This is a genomic window from Campylobacter sp. RKI_CA19_01122 (genome assembly GCF_025771325.1).
In the GTDB taxonomy this organism is placed as follows: Bacteria; Campylobacterota; Campylobacteria; order Campylobacterales; family Campylobacteraceae; genus Campylobacter_D; species Campylobacter_D lari_D.
Genome location: NZ_JAKMPZ010000002.1, coordinates 117,042 through 135,666, shown reverse-complemented (window position 1 = coordinate 135,666; position 18,625 = coordinate 117,042). Strand labels below are relative to the sequence as shown.

The 18,625-nt window shown below is 33.1% G+C and carries 23 protein-coding genes; 2 read left to right on the top strand and 21 right to left on the bottom strand.

Annotated features, from left to right (window positions below; all coding sequences use genetic code 11):
* From L8U37_RS02075 to L8U37_RS02050, 6 genes are read right to left on the bottom strand one after another with little or no spacing between them, the layout of a single operon-like run.
* A complete protein-coding gene (locus tag L8U37_RS02075) occupies positions 1-846 on the bottom strand; it encodes a polyprenyl synthetase family protein (RefSeq protein WP_263661464.1) in 846 nt (281 codons plus the stop codon).
* Positions 846-1,925 carry a PDZ domain-containing protein gene (locus L8U37_RS02070; protein WP_220567026.1) on the bottom strand — a complete coding sequence of 360 codons (1,080 nt, stop codon included), beginning with the start codon at positions 1,923-1,925 and terminating at the stop codon, positions 846-848. Before L8U37_RS02070 ends, L8U37_RS02075 begins: the two co-directional genes overlap by 1 nt.
* On the bottom strand, positions 1,922-2,227 hold the full coding sequence (locus L8U37_RS02065) for a YbaB/EbfC family nucleoid-associated protein (protein ID WP_039667857.1): 306 nt from the start codon (positions 2,225-2,227) through the stop codon (positions 1,922-1,924). The genes L8U37_RS02070 and L8U37_RS02065 overlap by 4 nt, the downstream gene beginning before the upstream one ends.
* The gene (locus L8U37_RS02060; protein ID WP_263728460.1) at positions 2,228-3,511 is read right to left on the bottom strand and encodes a UDP-N-acetylmuramoyl-L-alanyl-D-glutamate--2,6-diaminopimelate ligase; all 1,284 of its coding nucleotides are present in this window, start codon (positions 3,509-3,511) and stop codon (positions 2,228-2,230) included. It abuts the gene before it with no gap.
* The gene (locus L8U37_RS02055; RefSeq protein ID WP_133319159.1) at positions 3,495-4,034 is read right to left on the bottom strand and encodes a histidine kinase; all 540 of its coding nucleotides are present in this window, start codon (positions 4,032-4,034) and stop codon (positions 3,495-3,497) included. Before L8U37_RS02055 ends, L8U37_RS02060 begins: the two co-directional genes overlap by 17 nt.
* Positions 4,021-4,290: an iron-sulfur cluster biogenesis protein NfuA gene (locus tag L8U37_RS02050; protein WP_039619526.1), complete on the bottom strand. Its 270-nt coding sequence runs from the start codon at positions 4,288-4,290 to the stop codon at positions 4,021-4,023. The genes L8U37_RS02055 and L8U37_RS02050 overlap by 14 nt, the downstream gene beginning before the upstream one ends.
* Before the next feature lie 122 nt (positions 4,291-4,412).
* Between L8U37_RS02050 and L8U37_RS02045 the strand changes: the two genes are divergently transcribed.
* Together L8U37_RS02045 and L8U37_RS02040 are read left to right on the top strand one after the other, a co-directional pair.
* Positions 4,413-5,654, top strand: a complete 1,242-nt coding sequence (locus L8U37_RS02045) for a multidrug effflux MFS transporter (RefSeq protein ID WP_263728459.1) — start codon at positions 4,413-4,415, stop codon at positions 5,652-5,654.
* 133 nt (positions 5,655-5,787) lie between these two features.
* Positions 5,788-6,369, top strand: coding sequence for a zeta toxin family protein (locus L8U37_RS02040; RefSeq protein WP_263662677.1), 582 nt, complete (start codon positions 5,788-5,790; stop codon positions 6,367-6,369).
* Between the two features lie 167 nt (positions 6,370-6,536).
* Here L8U37_RS02040 and flgE read toward each other — a convergent pair whose 3' ends face one another.
* From flgE to infA, 15 genes are all read right to left on the bottom strand, one after another.
* The gene (gene flgE, locus L8U37_RS02035; protein WP_263728458.1) at positions 6,537-9,005 is read right to left on the bottom strand and encodes a flagellar hook protein FlgE; all 2,469 of its coding nucleotides are present in this window, start codon (positions 9,003-9,005) and stop codon (positions 6,537-6,539) included.
* A gap of 223 nt (positions 9,006-9,228) precedes the next feature.
* Positions 9,229-9,855: a bifunctional phosphoribosyl-AMP cyclohydrolase/phosphoribosyl-ATP diphosphatase HisIE gene (gene hisIE / locus L8U37_RS02030; protein WP_263728457.1), complete on the bottom strand. Its 627-nt coding sequence runs from the start codon at positions 9,853-9,855 to the stop codon at positions 9,229-9,231.
* An 11-nt stretch (positions 9,856-9,866) separates the two neighbouring features.
* On the bottom strand, positions 9,867-10,634 hold the full coding sequence (gene hisF, locus L8U37_RS02025) for an imidazole glycerol phosphate synthase subunit HisF (protein WP_263728456.1): 768 nt from the start codon (positions 10,632-10,634) through the stop codon (positions 9,867-9,869).
* Positions 10,616-11,350: a 1-(5-phosphoribosyl)-5-[(5-phosphoribosylamino)methylideneamino]imidazole-4-carboxamide isomerase gene (gene hisA, locus L8U37_RS02020; RefSeq protein ID WP_263728455.1), complete on the bottom strand. Its 735-nt coding sequence runs from the start codon at positions 11,348-11,350 to the stop codon at positions 10,616-10,618. The genes hisF and hisA overlap by 19 nt, the downstream gene beginning before the upstream one ends.
* Positions 11,351-11,356: 6 nt before the next feature.
* Positions 11,357-11,938, bottom strand: a complete 582-nt coding sequence (gene hisH / locus L8U37_RS02015) for an imidazole glycerol phosphate synthase subunit HisH (RefSeq protein WP_039627716.1) — start codon at positions 11,936-11,938, stop codon at positions 11,357-11,359.
* Positions 11,935-13,002, bottom strand: a complete 1,068-nt coding sequence (gene hisB / locus L8U37_RS02010; protein ID WP_263728454.1) for a bifunctional histidinol-phosphatase/imidazoleglycerol-phosphate dehydratase HisB — start codon at positions 13,000-13,002, stop codon at positions 11,935-11,937. Before hisB ends, hisH begins: the two co-directional genes overlap by 4 nt.
* A complete protein-coding gene (gene hisD, locus L8U37_RS02005) occupies positions 12,999-14,279 on the bottom strand; it encodes a histidinol dehydrogenase (protein WP_263728453.1) in 1,281 nt (426 codons plus the stop codon). Before hisD ends, hisB begins: the two co-directional genes overlap by 4 nt.
* 9 nt (positions 14,280-14,288) lie before the next feature.
* Complete coding sequence (hisG, locus tag L8U37_RS02000) at positions 14,289-15,188, bottom strand: ATP phosphoribosyltransferase (RefSeq protein WP_133319147.1); 900 nt, start codon at positions 15,186-15,188, stop codon at positions 14,289-14,291.
* A 116-nt stretch (positions 15,189-15,304) separates the two neighbouring features.
* Positions 15,305-15,658, bottom strand: a complete 354-nt coding sequence (gene rplQ, locus L8U37_RS01995; RefSeq protein WP_012660847.1) for a 50S ribosomal protein L17 — start codon at positions 15,656-15,658, stop codon at positions 15,305-15,307.
* Positions 15,659-15,661: 3 nt separating this feature from the next.
* The gene (locus L8U37_RS01990; RefSeq protein ID WP_263728452.1) at positions 15,662-16,675 is read right to left on the bottom strand and encodes a DNA-directed RNA polymerase subunit alpha; all 1,014 of its coding nucleotides are present in this window, start codon (positions 16,673-16,675) and stop codon (positions 15,662-15,664) included.
* Positions 16,676-16,689: 14 nt separating this feature from the next.
* Positions 16,690-17,316 (bottom strand): 30S ribosomal protein S4, encoded by a 627-nt coding sequence (gene rpsD / locus L8U37_RS01985; protein ID WP_263659172.1) that lies wholly within the window; start codon positions 17,314-17,316, stop codon positions 16,690-16,692.
* Positions 17,317-17,346: 30 nt separating this feature from the next.
* A complete protein-coding gene (gene rpsK / locus L8U37_RS01980) occupies positions 17,347-17,739 on the bottom strand; it encodes a 30S ribosomal protein S11 (RefSeq protein ID WP_133319145.1) in 393 nt (130 codons plus the stop codon).
* Between the two features lie 9 nt (positions 17,740-17,748).
* Positions 17,749-18,114 carry a 30S ribosomal protein S13 gene (gene rpsM / locus L8U37_RS01975; RefSeq protein ID WP_012660843.1) on the bottom strand — a complete coding sequence of 122 codons (366 nt, stop codon included), beginning with the start codon at positions 18,112-18,114 and terminating at the stop codon, positions 17,749-17,751.
* Positions 18,115-18,117: 3 nt separating this feature from the next.
* Positions 18,118-18,231 carry a 50S ribosomal protein L36 gene (rpmJ, locus tag L8U37_RS01970; protein ID WP_002781429.1) on the bottom strand — a complete coding sequence of 38 codons (114 nt, stop codon included), beginning with the start codon at positions 18,229-18,231 and terminating at the stop codon, positions 18,118-18,120.
* A 173-nt stretch (positions 18,232-18,404) separates the two neighbouring features.
* The gene (infA, locus tag L8U37_RS01965; protein WP_012660842.1) at positions 18,405-18,623 is read right to left on the bottom strand and encodes a translation initiation factor IF-1; all 219 of its coding nucleotides are present in this window, start codon (positions 18,621-18,623) and stop codon (positions 18,405-18,407) included.
* Between the last annotated feature and the right edge of the window lie 2 nt (positions 18,624-18,625).

The following is an 18,625-nucleotide window of genomic DNA, read 5'->3' as shown; positions in this document are numbered from 1 at the left end:
TTAACCTTTTAAATATTTATCAATCAAAATTTGAAGCTCATTAGCAAGCTTAGAGTCTAAATTTTTCATTTTTTCTTCACATAAAGCAATTTTATCATCTTTTGCCTTTTTAGCACCTTCTAAACCTAAAAGTTTAACAAAAGAATTTTTATGCAAATCATTATGAGTTGGCTTTCCTGCTTCTTGAGTATCTAAAGTCGCATCGATAATGTCATCTTTAATTTGAAAAACTAATCCTATCAAAAGTCCTATTTCATAAATTTGCTCGCATTCTTTTTCATCTAACTCACAAATTTCACAACCCATTTTTAAAGCCGCTGCAATCAATCTTGCAGTTTTATGAATGTGCAAAAACTCAACTTGCTCTAAATTTAAAGGCATATCTTCAAAATAACAATCAATAGCTTGCCCGATAATCATACCGCCAAGCCCTGCATTAAATGCTAAAGTTTCTATGAGTTTTAATCTAACATTTTCTTTTAAATTAAGCTTAGAAAGAAGTAAAAAAGCTTGAGTATTTAAAGCATCGCCCACTAAAATAGCCGTAGTTTCATCATATTTTTTGTGTAAAGTTTGCTTTCCTCTACGCAAAGAAGCATCATCCATAGCGGGTAAATCATCATGTATTAAAGAGTAAGTGTGGATAAATTCCAAAGCCAAAGCTGCATTTAAAGCCTTTTCAAACAAAGCAGGATTTTTAGCATTAACTATACCCAAAAGCAGTTGGGCTCTAAAATGCTTCCCACCAGCTTCTAACATCCATTTTAAAGCTTCATTAAAAAATGGATGAAAGCTTTGAGTTTTAGGAAAATTTTGCTCTAAATGCTGTTTGAATTTTTCTAAAATCACTTATTTAGCCTTATAAAAAAGTCAAAGTATCCTTTATTAAAATGCTCAAAGTCATTATTTTTCGCTGAAGGGATATTGCTTGCTTGTCTTGAGACTAGAATATCAAAAGTATTAGCTTGAGCTAAAACAGCTTGAAGTTCATTAAAATTGTTGATTTTTTGATTATTAATTCTTAAAATTTTATCCCCTTTTAAAAATCCAGCCATTTGCGCTTTAGAATTTGGAGTAACTTCTGTAATATTCATTTTCATATCTACGCGCAATCCTAGATTGCTATAAAAAGAACTTGGCTTAGCTTGAACCACTTTTTTAGGCTTAGCAAATGCACCCAAGTCTTTATCAAAAACCATAGTGGAGATATTAACATCTTTATTATCTCTTAATACATTAAAGTATAAAGTTGCACCGCGATCAGCAAATAAAATTTTTTCATTTAGTTTTCTTAAATCATCATAAGCTTGTCCATCAACACTCACAAGCTCATCATTAAGTAAAAATTGTCCATTTTTACGCACATTTTTAACATAAATTTTGCCATCACGCATATCAAAATCCACACCTATATCACCCCAATAAGCATCAGGATATTTTGCAAAGTGTTTTAAATAACGATTACCTATAAGTTTGCCATCTTCTAAACTTATACCAAGCATTTTACAACACGGCGAGTTAAGTTCTCCGATTTTAGAAGCAAAGTCAAGTTGATCACGCTCTGTCAAACTTTGCCCAAAATACTTCAAATGTCCTATATAGCTTTTATTGCTATCTAAAATTCCCACCCAACTATTGCGTGTTAAATCTTCTTCATTTCCCATAGGTGCAGGAATTAAACTAAAATCTGTTTTTACTAAATACAAATTTAAAAAGGGATCATATTTAGTATAGCTGTTTAATTTCGCGTTTTTAGTTTTAACTACTGCTAAAGTATTTTCATTTAAAGCAAAGGCAGGTAAGCCCTCATAAATCAACATACTAGCTTTATTTTTTTCATAACAACCCAAAAAATCATTAAAAGTCGGTCTTGGCACAGCAAAAAGTGTGCAAACTACACCCAAAATACAAAGTAAAATTCTCATAGCATTCCCATTCCGCTAAATAAATTACTAGCCATTGATTTTTTATTTTGTTCTACCATTTTCATCACATCATTAATCGCTGCTATTAATAAAATTTGCATAGACTCTTTATCTTCTAACAAAGAATCATCAATGTTTATATCGATGATTTCACCTTTTCCGTTAGCACTAACTTTTACTAAACCACCACCGCTTTTTGCACTAAATTCTTTTTTTAAAGCTTCTTGCTCTAATTCATTTGCTTTTTCTTGAGCCTTAGTTAAAAGCTCGCCCATTTTAGAAAAATCCATATTTTCAAACATTTATTTTCCTTCTTTTAATATCTCTAATACTACTTCTTTATCATTAAAAGGATATTTTACACCCTTGATTTCTTGATAAGTCTCATCGCCCTTACCCAAAATCACTACAAAATCATCTTTTGTTTTAAACTCTAATGCTTTTTTGATCGCTTCTTTTCTATCACATTCTATAAAAATACTCTCATCTTTTTCTATACCATTTAAAATATCATTAATTATATCCATTGGCTCTTCTGAACGCGGATTATCACTTGTGATGATGAGTTTTTTAGCATAGTGTTTGGCAACTTTAGCCATTAACGGACGCTTAGTTTTATCTCTATCTCCCCCTGCTCCAAAAACTACAATCAAATCACGATATTTTAAAGCATCTAAAACTTTTTCTATGCCATCGGGCGTATGGGCAAAATCTACAATCACATCTTTTGCAACCACTTGCATTCTACCCTCAATGCCACCAAAATTACTAATGGCCTTTTCAAGCTCTTTTAAATTTGGCTTAACAAGTTCATTTACACAAGCGCTTGCAGCCAAAAGATTATAAAGATTAAAAAGCCCCACCAAAGAAGAATCAATCATAAAAGTTTCTTTACCAAAATTTACCACAGCTTCAATGCCATTTTTTAAAGCATAAGCTTTAATGTGATAATAACTTGGATTTTCCACTCCATAAGTAAAAGCACCTTTGACATTAAAATTTATAGCTTTTGCATCTTTGTTGATAAATTTCATACACTCATCGGTAAAAAAACTTTCTTTTGCCGCTTGGTAGTTTTGAAAGTTTCCATGAAAATCTAAATGATCTTGAGTGATGTTAGTAAAAATTTTAGCCTTAAACTCAAGCCCTTCAATGCGATTTTGCACCAAAGCATGCGAGCTTACTTCCATAATCAAAAATTCACATTTTTCCTTACTTGCTAAAGATAAAAGCTCTAAGGTTTGTAAAATAGGAGCAGTAGTTAAGCCTTTTGGAGTGATATTTTTATCATTTATAAAACTACCCCTAGTTCCCATTAAAGCACATTTATAACCTAAATCAAGCAAGATAGAGTAAATAGCCCCTGCAGTAGTTGTCTTGCCATTTGTGCCTGTAATGCCTATGATTTTAATATTTTCATCTATATTTAAAAGCTTCTTGCATTCGCCAATGCCAATAACTTTTGCTTGTTTTTCTAAAGCTTGATGAAGAAATTTTTCATTTTGAGTAGTTTTTAAGAAAAAACAATCTTTTTCACATTCATTAGAATTATCACAAATGAAAGTATTTTCAATCTTTACTATCATAATTTAATTCCTTGATTTTCTCACTAAGCTTAATAAATCTATAATTAGAATAAAAATGCGCTGAAACATCTTCCATATAAGCTACGAGCATATCTTTATAACCATGTTCTAAAAGCTTTTCTAAAAAATCCACAAAATCTTCTTTATCGTTAATAATAAGTTTATTAGATATTATAACATTTTCTAAGGCTTGTTTAAACCCAACTTTTGCTTCGCTAAGTAAAAAATCTTGATAACTCAAGCCCTCAAAATCTTCGCTATCTTCTTCAAACTGCACACTTTGGCTAAGATTAATGAGTTTTTCTAAGTCTTTATCTACTTTAGTATTTTTATAATTTTGCATAAAAAATTCAAAAAAAACAAAAGCTTCTTCAGGGCTTTTTAAAGCCAAATCACAAATATTAATAAAAGTTAAAAGTCTCTTATTTTTACGCTTTTCATAAGCAAGAGAAAAATACATCTTAGCATTTTTAAAATCTTTTTTGTAAAAACATTCTATGGCTATTTTTTTATAATTTTGCAAATTCGCTTTCCCCACCTGCTAAATTTACTATAGTAATATCTGGATGTATATCGATTTTAAGTTGTTTTTCCAAGCCATATTTCAAAGTCGTCCCACTAGCTGGGCAGCCATGACAAGCTCCGGTTAGCTTCACATAAACTACACCATTTTTCACACCCAAAAAATCAAGCCCTCCGCCATCATTTTCTAAAATATGCATAGTTTTAGCTAGACTGGCTTTTACAGGTTCGATTAATTCCTCATCACTAAAAGGCATATTCATAATTTTTCCTTGATTATTTTTAGTTTAATTTTATCTTATTTGCCTTTAAAAAATGTAAATTATTGTTTATTTTAGACTTTTTGCTATACAATGGTAAAAAGACTTTAGGAAATTTTATGCAAAAACACACCCAAATAAAAGGTTTTGAAAAACTCAAACTCATTATCATACTAGGCTTTTTATCTGCTATAGCACCACTTTCAACTGATATGTATTTACCTGCTTTAAATGAAGTAGAAAAAAGCTTTCAAACAAATTCTTTTTACACTCAACTTTCTCTTGCAAGTTTTTTCATCGCCTTTTCTTTAGGTCAGCTTTTATATGGACCATTAAGTGATGTATATGGCAGAAAAAAACCTTTATATATAGGACTTTTTATTTTTATTTCTTCAAGTATTGCTTGTGTTTTAGTTGATTCCATTCATGCTTTTATAGCTTTGCGTTTTTTTGAAGCTTTAGGAGGTTGCGTGGGTGTAGTCGTAGCAAGAGCTATAGTAAATGATGTTTTTGAGCTTAAAGAAGCAGCAGGAGTTTATGCTTTGATGATGGTCTTTACTTCTTTAGCGCCTATGCTTTCTCCTACTTTTGGTGGAATTTTACTTGAATTTTTTTCTTGGCGTAGTATATTTTTGACATTGTTTATCTTAGGCTTTATTTTATTTTTACTTGTTATTTTTGTTCTAAAAGAAAGTAATCACAACACCAAAGGAAAAAAATTCAATCACAAAGAGGTTACAAAAAGTTACAAAAAAGTTTTAAAAGATCGCCGTTTTGTAGTATATTTGCTTTGTGGAAATTTAATATTTGCAGGTTTTTTTGCTTATTTAACCGGCTCATCTTTTGTTTTTACACGCGTTTTTGAATTAAGCGAGCAACAATACGCAGCCCTTTTTGGAGCTCATGCTCTAAGCTTTGTTATATGTGCAAATATCAATGCAAGATTAGTCCTTAGATTTTCTCCTTATTATATACTCCCTAGAGCGCTTATGGTGATTACTTTTTTAACTTTTTTACTCATTTTGGGTGCAACTTTTGAGCTAGGTTTTTGGGCTTTTGAAATTCCTTTGTGTTTTATCATAGCAAGTTTGGGTTTTATCCTGCCAAATACCACAACCTTAGCCATGGCAAGATCAAAACAAAATGCAGGCAGTGCTTCAGCACTCTTAGGTGCAGCACAATTTGCTATAGCGGGAGTAATGGCATTTTTAGTAAGTCTTTTAAATGCTAATACACCTATATTTTTATCACTTATTTTAGGAACTTGCACATTTTTATCTTTGATTTCTTATCTAAGTTTGATTAATAAAAGAAAGTTAAATAAAATCAAAAAGAAGTTAAGCGTGATTTCTCACGCTTAATTAAGCAATATTTTTGAAAAGATTCACTGACTATATCGAACCTTTTTCAAAAAACTTTATATTTATTTTCAAAACACTTATAAACAATTTATGTTAAAATTTCTCATCAATCAATAAAATAAAGGCTTTATTAATGAAAAAAATAGCTACTATTTTTGCAGGTGTTAATGGATGTGGAAAAACTACCTTATATTATAATGAACTTGAAAAAAACAAAGACTTTGGACTTAGAATCAACATCGATGAAATCGTAAGTAGCTTTGGTGATTGGAAAAATCAAGAAGATCAATTTAGAGCTTCAAGGATAGCCATTAAAATGCGTGAAAACTATATTAAAAAAGCTTATGATTTTAACCAAGAAACCACACTTTGTGGCACTAGCATTTTATCTTTATTCAAAAAGCTACAAAAAAATTCTTACACTATAAATCTTTACTACATCGGACTAGACTCTCCAAACACGGCAAAACAAAGAGTTAAAATTCGCGTAGCTAAAGGCGGGCATGATATAAAAGAAGAGCTTATAGAAAAAAGATACTACGAGTCTTTACAAAATTTTAACACCGTTGCTAAATTCTGTAACCACATTACTATTTTTGACAATACTCAAAATTATAAAAAACTCTTAGAATTTAAAAACAACAAGCTAGAAGTATTTGAAACTACCAAATGGCTAGAACCATTAATGATAAATTTTAAAAATCCAAGTTTATAAATTTTTATTTTAACTTGTCGATATGCAAATCATGCTACTCACTCCTTAAGGCAAGAAAGAAGTGAGTTAGCAATAGATTGAAGGCTTCAAGGCTATCAAGTATTACAAGGCTACCTCGATAACCTTGTAAAGCTTGATCCCAAGGTTTTTAAAACCTTGGGTTAAGATTATTGTTTTAATTGAAGCAAAGTATTTAAAAGCTGATCACTTGTGGTAATCGTTTTTGAGTTTGCTTGATAACCCCTTTGGATTACGATAAGCTCTGTTAATGCACGGCTTAAATCCACATTCGACATTTCTATAGCTGAGCCTTTTAAGCCCCCTCTACCGCCTTCGCCTGCATGACCTATGGTAGCTGTTCCTGAGTTTGCTGTCGCTTTATAAAGGTTATTACCCATTTCTTCAAGACCCATATTATTTGGGAAAGTAGCTAGAGCAACCTTAGCTAGCGCTAGAGTTTTACCATTTGTAAATTCTCCATAGATATAGCCATTCTCATCAGTTCTTAATGCATCTGGCTTTAAGTTACCCCCTGTGTAACCATCTGTTTCTTGTTTAGTAGTAGATGAGTCTTTATCATAACTTGTTAAACCATCAAAACCACCTGTTGTTCCAAAGTCAAGTTTTATAACTTGATCAGGTTTTGAGCCGTTATTTCCGGTGAAATTTAATACATTTGGTGTATAGCTTTGAAGTGAGCCATCATTACCAAATCTTAAATTTCCTACTACTATATTTCCCGGAGCTCCATCACCACTAAAATTAATCTCTGCAGGTTCAGGCACTGAGATGATGATAGACCATTCAGCCCCACCATCTGCTGTTTTAGTTTGTTTGGTAAATTGCACGGTTAGCTCATGTCTAGTTCCTAATGAGTCAAAGATTTCTATACTAGCAGTATGAGCTGATAAGTACATATCTTGAGAATATTTTTCATTATTACCTGCGTTGAAATTTCCATCTAAAGCACTAAACATCGCTGTAAATTTATCATTGGTAGCGATTTTATTGGTTTCATCTGAAAAACCTGTAACTTTAAAAGTCATATCTTTTGCAGCGGGACCTTTTGGATTAGTTATTTTAAATCTACCATCGCTTTCTACTACCACCTCCACCAAAGGGTTTGCATCTTGACCTATAGCATTTCCACCACCATTAGCCCAATTTTCCAAAGATCCATCACCATCATAATCCACACCCCATCTTGCATCTCTTTGTAAAAGCTCTCTTAAATCTTCAGTGGTATGGAAGGTTCTTTGTCCATTTGCACTAGGCATATTTGCTTGCTCAGCTGTATTTGCCCCAGGATTAGGATTGGCTCCTATATCCACATTATTAGAACTATATATATACTCATGTGCTGTTATAACTTGAACCGTAGTTTTAGCTTGATTATTAGCTGCTCCAGTTGTTCCTAACCACGCGCTGCGAGCTACTCCATCGAGCCTTAAATTTGCTTCGGTTACATTTTGTCCTTGTTCTGGGACCTGAGGAACTCTAACTTGGCCACCAGCTGTAGTTGTATCATGAATGGTAATATCTAAATTTTTAGATTTAGCGGTAGTTCCTGTGCTATTATCATTAGTAAAAGTGATTTTACCATCTACCACTGAAGCTACTACACCAGTTTCAGCTGTCTTAGCATTGATGGCATTGATAAAAGTTTCTTGTCCTACACCTTCAGCATGAATACGAGTTCCATTAATAGTAATATCTAAAACTGCATTTTGCACACTTCCATCCGGTTGCTTAAAACCCCAATAAGTATATTGAGTATTTGCTGTCCATTTAGATGGATCTTCTGGTAAATTAGCATGCATTTTAACATTTGATGTATGTTTAGCATCTGCAAAACTTACCCACATACCTTGTCCACTTCTTAGGTTTAAACCCTCACCTTGAGCGTTAAACACCACGCCCATATCTACACCTTTTTCAGTTACTTGGGCTCCACTTTTAGAAGTAGTATAAAACTCAGTATGGCCAGTATCATTTTCATCTATTACTGTTCCTGTATCATTTCTCATACCATGAGTAGAATCAAGAGCATAGATAGGACGCTTAGCAGAAGCATTCATACCTAAAGTATTACCACTATCTAAATTTGCTGTAAGGCTTACTGAAGTACTTGCTCTAGCAGGCATACTCATACCAGGTGGGATAACTATATCTTGCACTGAAGTTGAAGAGTCAATTTGACCTGTTTCTTGATTATAATTCCAACCTTGAACGGTGTAGCCGTTATTATCTACGAAATTTCCTACTGCGTCTGTTTTAAAGTCCCCTGCACGGGTAAAAAACTGCGTAGTGCCACCATCATTTGAAACGATGAAAAATCCATCACCATTGATAGCCATATCGGTGTTTTTGTCTGTAGTTTGGATATTACCTTGAGAGTGAATTCTAGTAGTAGAATTTACACCTGCACCAAGTCCAACTTGCATAGGGTTTTTACCACCTAGGTTGCCATCTGGAGCTGTAGCTATCTTAGAAGTTTGACTCATAAGCGTTGAGAAATCCGCACGAGAATATTTAAAACCAAATGTATTAACATTGGCTATGTTATTACCTTCTACATCCATTGCGTATTGGTGTGCTTGGAGTCCTGAAACCCCAGCCCAAAGAGATCTCATCATAATTAAATCCTTTAAAAAATATTGCTTTGTGATTACTTCACAATCTACTATTGCTTAGCCAAGACAAAGCAATAAGTGTTCCAAAAATGTAAATAAAATGAAATTAAAAAGTAGAAAATAAATCAAAAATTAGATTTTAATGTGTAAAGTTTTTTTAAAATTACTCGATATAGTCAGTGAATCTTTTCAAAAATATTGCTTAATTAAGCGTGAGAAATCACGCTTAACTTTTATTTCTTTCTTTTAATTTAGCAATCACATCATTTAAACTCAAATCCGCATCAGCTAATAACACTTCTAAATGATAAAGTAAATCAGCTGCTTCATTTATCAACTCATCTTTATCTTTAATAGTAGCAGCCAAAGCGGTTTCAACGCCTTCTTCACCTACTTTTTGTGCTATGCGTTTAGTGCCTTTTGAAAAAAGTTCAGCCGTGTAAGAAGAGCTTGCGCAAGTACTTTTACGTGAGTTAATAAGTCTTTCAAGACGCGATAAAAATACAAAATCAGCTTTTTTAGAAAGCGTTTCAAAACAAGAAGTATCGCCTGTATGACAAGTAGCGCCTTGAGCTTTTACAAGGATTAAAATACAATCTCTATCACAATCAAGTCCCATATCTATGATATGCAAGAAATTCCCACTTTGCTCACCTTTCATCCACAAACGCTCTTTAGTGCGTGAGTAAAATACAACCTTTTGGTGCTTAAAACTCTCTCTTAGAGCTTGTTCATTCATAAAACCTTGCATTAAAACTTCACAAGAATGATAATCTTGAATGATCACAGGAACAAGGTTATCAACCTTTTGCCAGTTAATGCTTTTTATAAATTCTTCTTCATTTATACCCATAGTTTTTCCTTTTAAATACGAATTTGTATGCCTTGATCTTTTAAAAATAATTTTAATTCTTTAATATCTATAAGTTTTTTATGAAACACTGAAGCTGCTAAAGCTCCATCAACACCAAGTTTAAAAGCGTCCAAAAAATGCTCTTTAGCCCCTGCGCCACCGCTTGCCACTAAAGGCACAGGACAAATTTGTCTAACCTTGGTAAGTTGTTCTAGATCATAACCCTTTCTCATGCCATCTTGATTCATCATATTTAGCACGATTTCGCCAGCTCCTAGCTCGCATACTTGCTTTACCCACTCTAGTGTTTTTTTACCACTATGATGAGATTTGCTCTCATCTCCAGTGTATTTATAGACTAAAAGCTCGTTGTTTTCATCTTTAAAAGTGTCTATACCTACGACTACGCATTGAACTCCAAAGCTTTTTGCAAGGCGTGAGATTAAATCAGGATCATTTAAAGCAGGGGAATTAATAGAAATTTTATCAGCACCATTTGCTAAAAGTTCTTTTGCGTCATCTTCGCTTTTTATACCCCCTGCGACGCAAAATGGTATAGAGATATTTTGTGCTACTTTGCTTACCCAAGCTCTATTGATACGCTCATTCTTGGCTGAAGCTGTAATATCATAAAATACAAGCTCATCAATGCCATTTTGTGAGTAAAATTTAGCAAGTTCTATAACATCTCCCATATCTTCATGATTTTTAAACTGCACCCCTTTAACTACTCTACCATCTTTTACATCTAAACATGCGATTATGCGTTTTGTAAGCATTCTTGAGCCTCCTTTATGCTAAATTCTTTATCAAGCAAGGCTTTACCTACGATGATACCACTTACTATGCCATTTAGCTTTTTAAAATCTTCTAAGCTCGCCACACCTCCACTTGCTTGGGTTTGCAAATGTGGAAATTTCTCATGCAAAGCTTTGTATAAAGTGATGTTTGCTCCACTCATCGTGCCATCTTTAGAAATATCTGTGCATAAGATATGTTTTACATCTTTATAAAAATTTAAAAGCCCAAACAAACTCTCATCGCTTGTTTTACTCCATGCATCAACAGCCACAAAAAACTCATCTTTAACGCAAATACTATCAAGCGCTAAGACTATACTTTCTACGCCAAATTCATTTAAAAGCTCTTGTGTAAGGGGCTTATTTTTAACCGCTAAAGAGCCTATAACCACGCGTTTAACACCACTATCAAACAAAGCTTTAACCTCATCTTTAGTGCGAATTCCTCCACCTACTTGAAGATTTACTCTAATCTTAGAAGCTAGGTTTTCTATGAGTTTTAGTTGTCTTTTGCTAGGATCTTTTGCACCACTTAAATCCACCAAATGAAGCCAAGCAACACCTTGAGCCTCATACTCTTGAAATTTAGCCAAAGGATCAAAGCTGTATTCTTGCTTTTTAGCATAATCTCCTTTATAAAGCCTTACTACTTTACCATCTATTAAGTCTAATGCCGGAATGATTTGAGTTTGCATTTTTACCTACATATTTATGAAATTTTTTAATAATACTTCGCCTGCTTCGCCGCTTCTTTCAGGGTGAAACTGCACACCATAAAAATTGTCTTTATTTAAACTTGCACTAAATTTGGTAGAATACTCACACTCTGCGATGGTGTATTCATTTAAACTCACACAATAACTATGCACAAAATAAAAATAAGCTCCATCTAAGCCTTTAAAAAGCTCATGTGAGCTAAAGACTTGATTCCACCCCATATGTGGGAAAGTAAAATTTGCTTTTTCTTGGAATTTTTGTGTTTCAAAAGGCATAATACCAAGTGTTTTTTGGTGTAATTCTTCTGAAAATTTACCCAAAATTTGCATACCAAGACAAATGCCTAAAAGTGGTTTTGTGGTAGTTTGGATAAAATTTTCTAAATTGAGTGCTTGTAGATTAGCCATTGCTTTAGCTGCTGTGCCAACCCCAGGAAGTAAGAGCTTATCTGCTTGTGAGAGTTCTTTTAAATCATGCGTGATAATACTTTTTTGTCCTAAACGCTCGAGTGCAAAAGCAAGTGAAGCTAAATTCGCACAACCTGTATCTATAATCGCTAGTTTCATATCACTCCTTTAGAGCTTGCTAGGTTTTCATTTTCTATTTTTATAGCCATTTTTAAAGCTCTCGCAAAAGCTTTAAAAAGCCCTTCGGCTTTGTGATGATCGTTTTTGCCTTTAACTTTTAAATGCAAACTCGCACCCATAGCATAGCTTAGTGAGTAGAAAAAATGCTCTATCATTTCTGTGCTTAATTCTCCAAGCTTTTCTTTTTTAAATTTAGCCTTATAAACTAAATGCGGTCTATTACAAAAGTCAATCGCGCAACTTGCCAAGCACTCATCCATAGGTAAAACAAAGCCATATCTTGCAATACCTATTTTTTGATCTAGTGCATTTTTAATAGCCTCGCCCAAAGCAAGTGCGACATCTTCTACGCTATGATGTTCATCAACTTCTAAATCTCCTTTGCATTTTATCTCTAAAGATATATTTGCATGCGTAGCAATTTGCTCTAACATATGATCAAAAAATGCGATATTTGTTTTTATATTAGCTTTTGCTTTTTCATTAAAAGCCATTTTAACTTGAATTTGGGTTTCTTTGGTATTACGCTCTATACAGGCACTGCGGTAATTTTGCAAAATAAAATCAGCGATTTGCTCCCAATTAAAGTCGTTTTTGTCATATTTTAAACCTTGAATTCCAAGATTTTGCGCCAAAAGCATATCGCTATCTCTATCGCCTATAACAAAACTTTTATTTTTGTCATAAAGTTTGTTTTTGATGTAGTTTTCAAGCATGGCAGTTTTTGGCTTCCTGCAGGCGCAATTTTCATGCTCAAAATGTGGGCATATAAAAATATCTTCAAATTCTATGCCACAACTTTGAAAAACACTTAGCATTTTTTCATGAGCCTTGTCAAAATTTTCCCTAGGAAAAGAATTTGTGCCTAGACCATCTTGATTACTTACCATAACAAATTTAAAACCAAAATTTTTTAACTTTAAAAGCGCATTGATAGCACCTTTTTCAAACTCAAGTTTTTCCAAAGAATCGATTTGAAAATCATCTTTTGGCTCATCAATGAGCGTGCCATCTCTATCGATAAATAAAATTTTTGCACTCATTTTAGACTTTCTAATCTTAAACTCACGGCATTTTTATGCCCATCAAGCCCTTCAGCTGCTGCTAAAATTTCCACCACAGGACCAAGCTTTTTAAAGCCTTCTTTACTAAGTTCTTGCACACTCATTCTTTTCATAAAATCAGCAAGTCCTAATGAAGAATAAGATTTAGTAAAACCATAAGTTGGCAATACATGATTTGTCCCACTTGCATAATCTCCCATGGATTCTGGAGAATACTCACCTAAAAATACCGAACCTGCATGCATAATATCATCAAGCAAGCTAGATGGATTTTGTGTATGAATGATCAAATGCTCGGGTGCATAGTCATTTGAAATACTTATGGCATGCTTTATATCTTTTGCAAGAATGATTTTAGAGTGTGCTAAAGATTTTGAAGCAATTTCTTTACGCGAGAGTTTTTCAAGCTGTAAAGCAACTTCACTATCTACTTCTTTGGCTAATTTTTCACTTGTGCAAACTAAAATTGCTTGAGAATCTGCTCCATGTTCAGCTTGCGAGAGTAAATCTGAAGCTATAAATTTAGCATTAGCAAACTCATCTGCTAAAACTAGCACTTCAGAAGGGCCTGCTTGCATATCAATAGCTACTCCATGATTATTAACTTGCTTTTTGGCTTCAGTTACAAAGGCATTTCCTGGACCAAAAATTTTATCTACTTTTTGCACACTTTGCGTTCCATAAGCAAGCGCTGCTATAGCTCCTGCTCCACCTATTTGATACACTGCATCAACTTCGCAAAGTTTTGCCACAAAAGCAATGGCAGGATGTAATGGCGCTGGGGAAGCTAAGGCTATGAATTTACATTTTGCAATTTTAGCAGGGATAGCTAGCATAAGTGCGGTTGAAAAAAGTGGTGCTAAGCCTCCTGGTATATAAAGCCCTACTTTTTCAATGGCTCTTGTTAGCACCTTGCAAGTTACCCCTTCAAAGGTTTGAACCTCTATGGTTTGACTTTCTTGAGCTTTGTGGAATTTATAGATATTTTCATAAGCTATTTTAATAGCTTGTTTTAACTCATCATCAATTTGCTCTGCTAAATTACTAAGCTCTTCATCGCTTAGTTTGATGGAATTTAACTCTACTTTATCAAATTTTATAGCCATTTGTTTTAAAGCTTCATCGCCATTTGTTTTGACATCTTCAATGATTTGTTCTACTATGGTTTTAACCTGCGCATTAGCACTCATAGCAGGACGCTTGAGTGCTAATTCTTGTTCGTTTTGGTTTAATTTTTCAAAATCAAGTATTTGCATTTTTATCCTTTAAGAGAGCATTTTTTCAATAGGTAAAACTAAAATCGCACTTGCACCTTCTTTTTTCAAAGCTTCCATAGTTTCCCAAAATAAATTTTCTTGACTTACCATATGTAATGCCACTCTAGCTTTATCATTTTCTAAAGGTAAAATCGTAGGTTTTTCAACACCTGGTAACAAGGCTGTGATTTTTTCTAGCTTTTCAATAGGAGCATGCAACATGATGTATTTTGACTCTCTTGCTTGCATAACTCCATGAATTCTAATGAGTAATTTATCGATTAATTCTTGTTTGTGTGAAGCTAAACTTTCTTTTCTTTGGATAATGCAAGCTTTTGACTTATAAATTACCATAACTTCTTTAAGTCCGTTTGCTTTTAAAGTAGCTCCACTTGAAACTAAATCACAAATTCCATCAGCTAAATTTGCACTTGGTGCTACTTCAACTGAGCCTGTTAACATACAAGTTTTATAGGGGATATTATTTTCTTCCATAAAACGCTTTAAAAGCTGTGGATAAGAAGTTGCTATGCGTAAATTTTTAAAACTTTCTATACCTTTATACTCACTATTTTCTGGTAATGCTAAAGACAAGCGGCACCCACCAAAATCAAGTTTTTTAAGCATTATAAAATCTGCATTTTCGTTTTTTGATTTTCTTTCTAACTCATTTTCTTCTAAAACATTTTCTCCAACTATGCCAAGATCTACTACTCCATCAAAAATTAACCCTGGTATATCATCATCTCTTACTCTAAGTAAATCAATAGGTAAATTTGTAGAAAAAGCAATTAAACTTTGATCGTGTATGCGAAGTTTTACGCCTATAGACTCAAGCAAGGCAATAGAATCTTTACTTAAACGACCTGATTTTTGTATAGCTATGCGTAATCTTGAATTTTCTTGCATTTTTTTCCTTTTTTGTAGTTAAAAAGATTAATAGTAGCAAAAAATGGATAAAAATACAAAAAATAGTAAGTAAATAAATAAAAATAAGAAGTTTTTAGCCTTTAAAAGGCTAAAAATTAAGCTACGAATTCGATGAAAGCCATTTCTGCAGCATCACCACGACGAATTCTTGTTTTGATAATTCTTGTATAACCACCATTTCTATCTGCGAATTTAGGTGCAATTTCTGTTACAAGCTTATTTGTAGCTTCTTTATCTTGCAAGCTAGCAAAAACTGCTCTGTGAGCATTGAAATCACCTTTTCTTGCACGAGTGATCAATCTTTCAACATAACCTCTTAATTCTTTTGCTTTAGGTAATGTTGTTTCTATTTTACCTGCTTTAATAATAGCAATGGTAAGGTTTTTTAATAAGGCTGCACGATGAGTAGAAGTGCGACCTAACTTTCTATATCCATGTCTATGTCTCATTGATTATCCTTCATTTTGTGCTTTTAATTCTGTAATTTTTTTCTTTAGCGTTTCTTTTGCACTATCACTGAGTTTTGAATTTCCTATAGGGAAACCTATAGATTCCATTACACTTTTAATCTCATCTAAAGATTTTTTACCAAGATTTTTTAAATCTGCAAGTTCGCTAACACTCATTAAGGCAAGTTCACCAATATAAACTACATTTGCTTTTTCTAAGCAGTTAAAACTTCTTGCACTTAAATTTAACTCAGTTATATTTTGAAGTAATTTTACATGTTCTACTTCATTATTTGATGTTTGACTTCTTACAACGCTTTGTGCATTAGTGATTTTATCAAACACTGATAATTGTTTATACATTGCTTCTAAAGCATTTTTAAAAGCGTCACTTGGTGAAATTTGACCATCAGTTGTGATTGTAAAAACAACTTTTTCATAATCTGGATTATCTTCAAAAAGCACTTTTTCTATATCATAAACCGCATGTTTTACCGGAGTAAAGAACGCATCAAGTGCTATAAATTCAGGATCTAAGAAATTTTGAATTTCTTCAGAAGGCACATAACCTATACCTTTTTCAATGATTAAAGTAAATTCTAAATCTGCATCTTCATTAATCGTTGCAAGGTAGCTATCTGCATTCACAACTTCAACAACTTCATTGTCTAAGTCTTTTCCGCAAATTTCTTTTGGTCCTTTAAAACTAAAAGTTACGATTTCTTTTTCAGAATCTGTTTTTAGTTTAAATCTTAATTTTTTTAGATTGATAATAAACAATGCTACATCTTCAAGCATACCACGCATACTATCAAATTCATGTGCTACGCCTTTGATTTTAACTCCTGTTGGAGCAAAACCTACTGTGCTTGAATAAAGCAAACGACGCAAAGGATGCGCCAAAGTAATAGCATAACCGATTTCAAAAGGCCATGCACTTACTTTTGCTACTGTATCACTGATATTTTCAATACTAAACTCTGTTGGTGTATAAGCAGAAGTTGTAATATGTCTCATATCAAAAACCTTTATTATTTAGAGTACAACTCAACGATATATCTTTCCTCAACTGGAATGATAACTTCTTCTCTTTCAGGTTTTCTTGTAAAAATTCCAAATCTTTTATCTTTTTCTACATCAACCCAAGCAACTATACCAGTTTGAGCAGTAAGTTCGATCGCTCTTGAAATTTGAGGATTGTTTTTGCTTTTTTCAATCACTTCAACTTTTTGACCTGCTTCTACTCTATAACTAGGAATATCTACTCTTTTACCATTTACTAAAATGTGTCCATGAGTTACAAGTTGTCTAGCAAAACGGCGTGTTGTAGCAAAACCCATTCTATAAACAACATTATCAAGTCTTTGTTCTAAAAGCTGGATTAAAAGCGCACCGGTATTGCCATCTTTTCTAGCAGCTTCACTAAATAATCTTCTAAATTGTTTTTCACTAACACCATACATAAATTTAGCTTTTTGTTTTTCTCTTAATTGAAGTCCATATTCACTAATTTTAGCTTTTCTTTGTCCATGCTGACCTGGTGCGTAAGGGCGTTTATCTAAAGCACTTTTACCTGCTAATCTTCTTTCGCCTTTCATTGCCAAGCTTACGCCAAGTCGTCTTTCTAATTTTTCTACTGGTCCTCTATATCTTGCCATTATAATTCTCCTAAATCTTATATCTTATTCTTAGACACGACGACGTTTTGGTGGTCTACAACCATTATGAGCTAATGGGGTAATATCTTTTAAGAAAGTTACTTTGATACCTTCCATAGCACCTACACTTTTAACTGCTGTTTCACGACCACTTCCTGGCCCTTGTACTTTAATGCCTACTTCTTTAATACCATGTTCTTTTGCTTTATTTAAAGCATCTTCTACTGCTTGTTGTGCCGCATAAGGAGTTGATTTTTTAGAACCTTTAAATCCTAAACCACCTGCACTACTCCATGCAATAGCATTTCCCATTTCATCAGTTACAGTAACCATAGTATTATTAAATGTTGCACTGATATAAACTATACCTTTAGCTATATTTTTTTTAACTATTTTTTTCTTAACAACTTTTCTTTTTGCCATTTTCTATCCTTATGATTTTGCACCAACGGTTTTTCTCTTACCTTTTCTAGTTCTAGCATTTGTTTTTGTTTTTTGACCACGAACCGGTAAGCCTTTTCTATGTCTTAAGCCTCTAAAGCTTCCTAGATCCATTAATGCTTTGATATCCATAGCAACTTGTTTTCTAAGATCACCCTCAACCATATAGTTTTCTTGAATTTCTTTACGGATAGCCGCTGCTTCGTCCTCACTTAACTCATGAACTCTTTTATCATAAGAAATTCCGGTTTTATCTAAGATTTTTCTTGAAGTATGCAAACCTATACCATAAATATAAGTCAAACCATATTCAATTCTTTTTTTCTTTGGTAAATCTACACCTGCAATACGAGCCATAAATTATCCTTGTCTTTGTTTGTGTTTTGGATTTTCGCAAATAATGCGAACTACGCCTTTACGACGAACTACTTTGCATTTGTCACACATCTTTTTAACAGATGGTCTAACTTTCATGCTTTACTCCTGTTATTGTAAATTCCACTTTTTTACAACTGCACCAGGTTTTTAGAGCAACCAACTATTTTCAAAATAAGTGGTGATTTTGAAAATACTTCTTCATACAGTTTTATTGCAATTTCTGCAAAAGTGCTAATTATACTTTACTTTTGCTTTTAAACAACTTAGACTTATTTGTATCTAAATGTAATACGACCCTTATCAAGACTATAAGGCGTTAGCTCTACTTTAACTCTATCGCCAGGCATAATTCTAATATAATGCATACGCATTTTACCTGCAATATGACAAAGTATCACATGTTTATTATCTAATTCGACTTTAAAAGTCGCATTAGGTAAAGCTTCGATTACATTACCATCGATTTCGATAATATCATCTTTTGCCAATA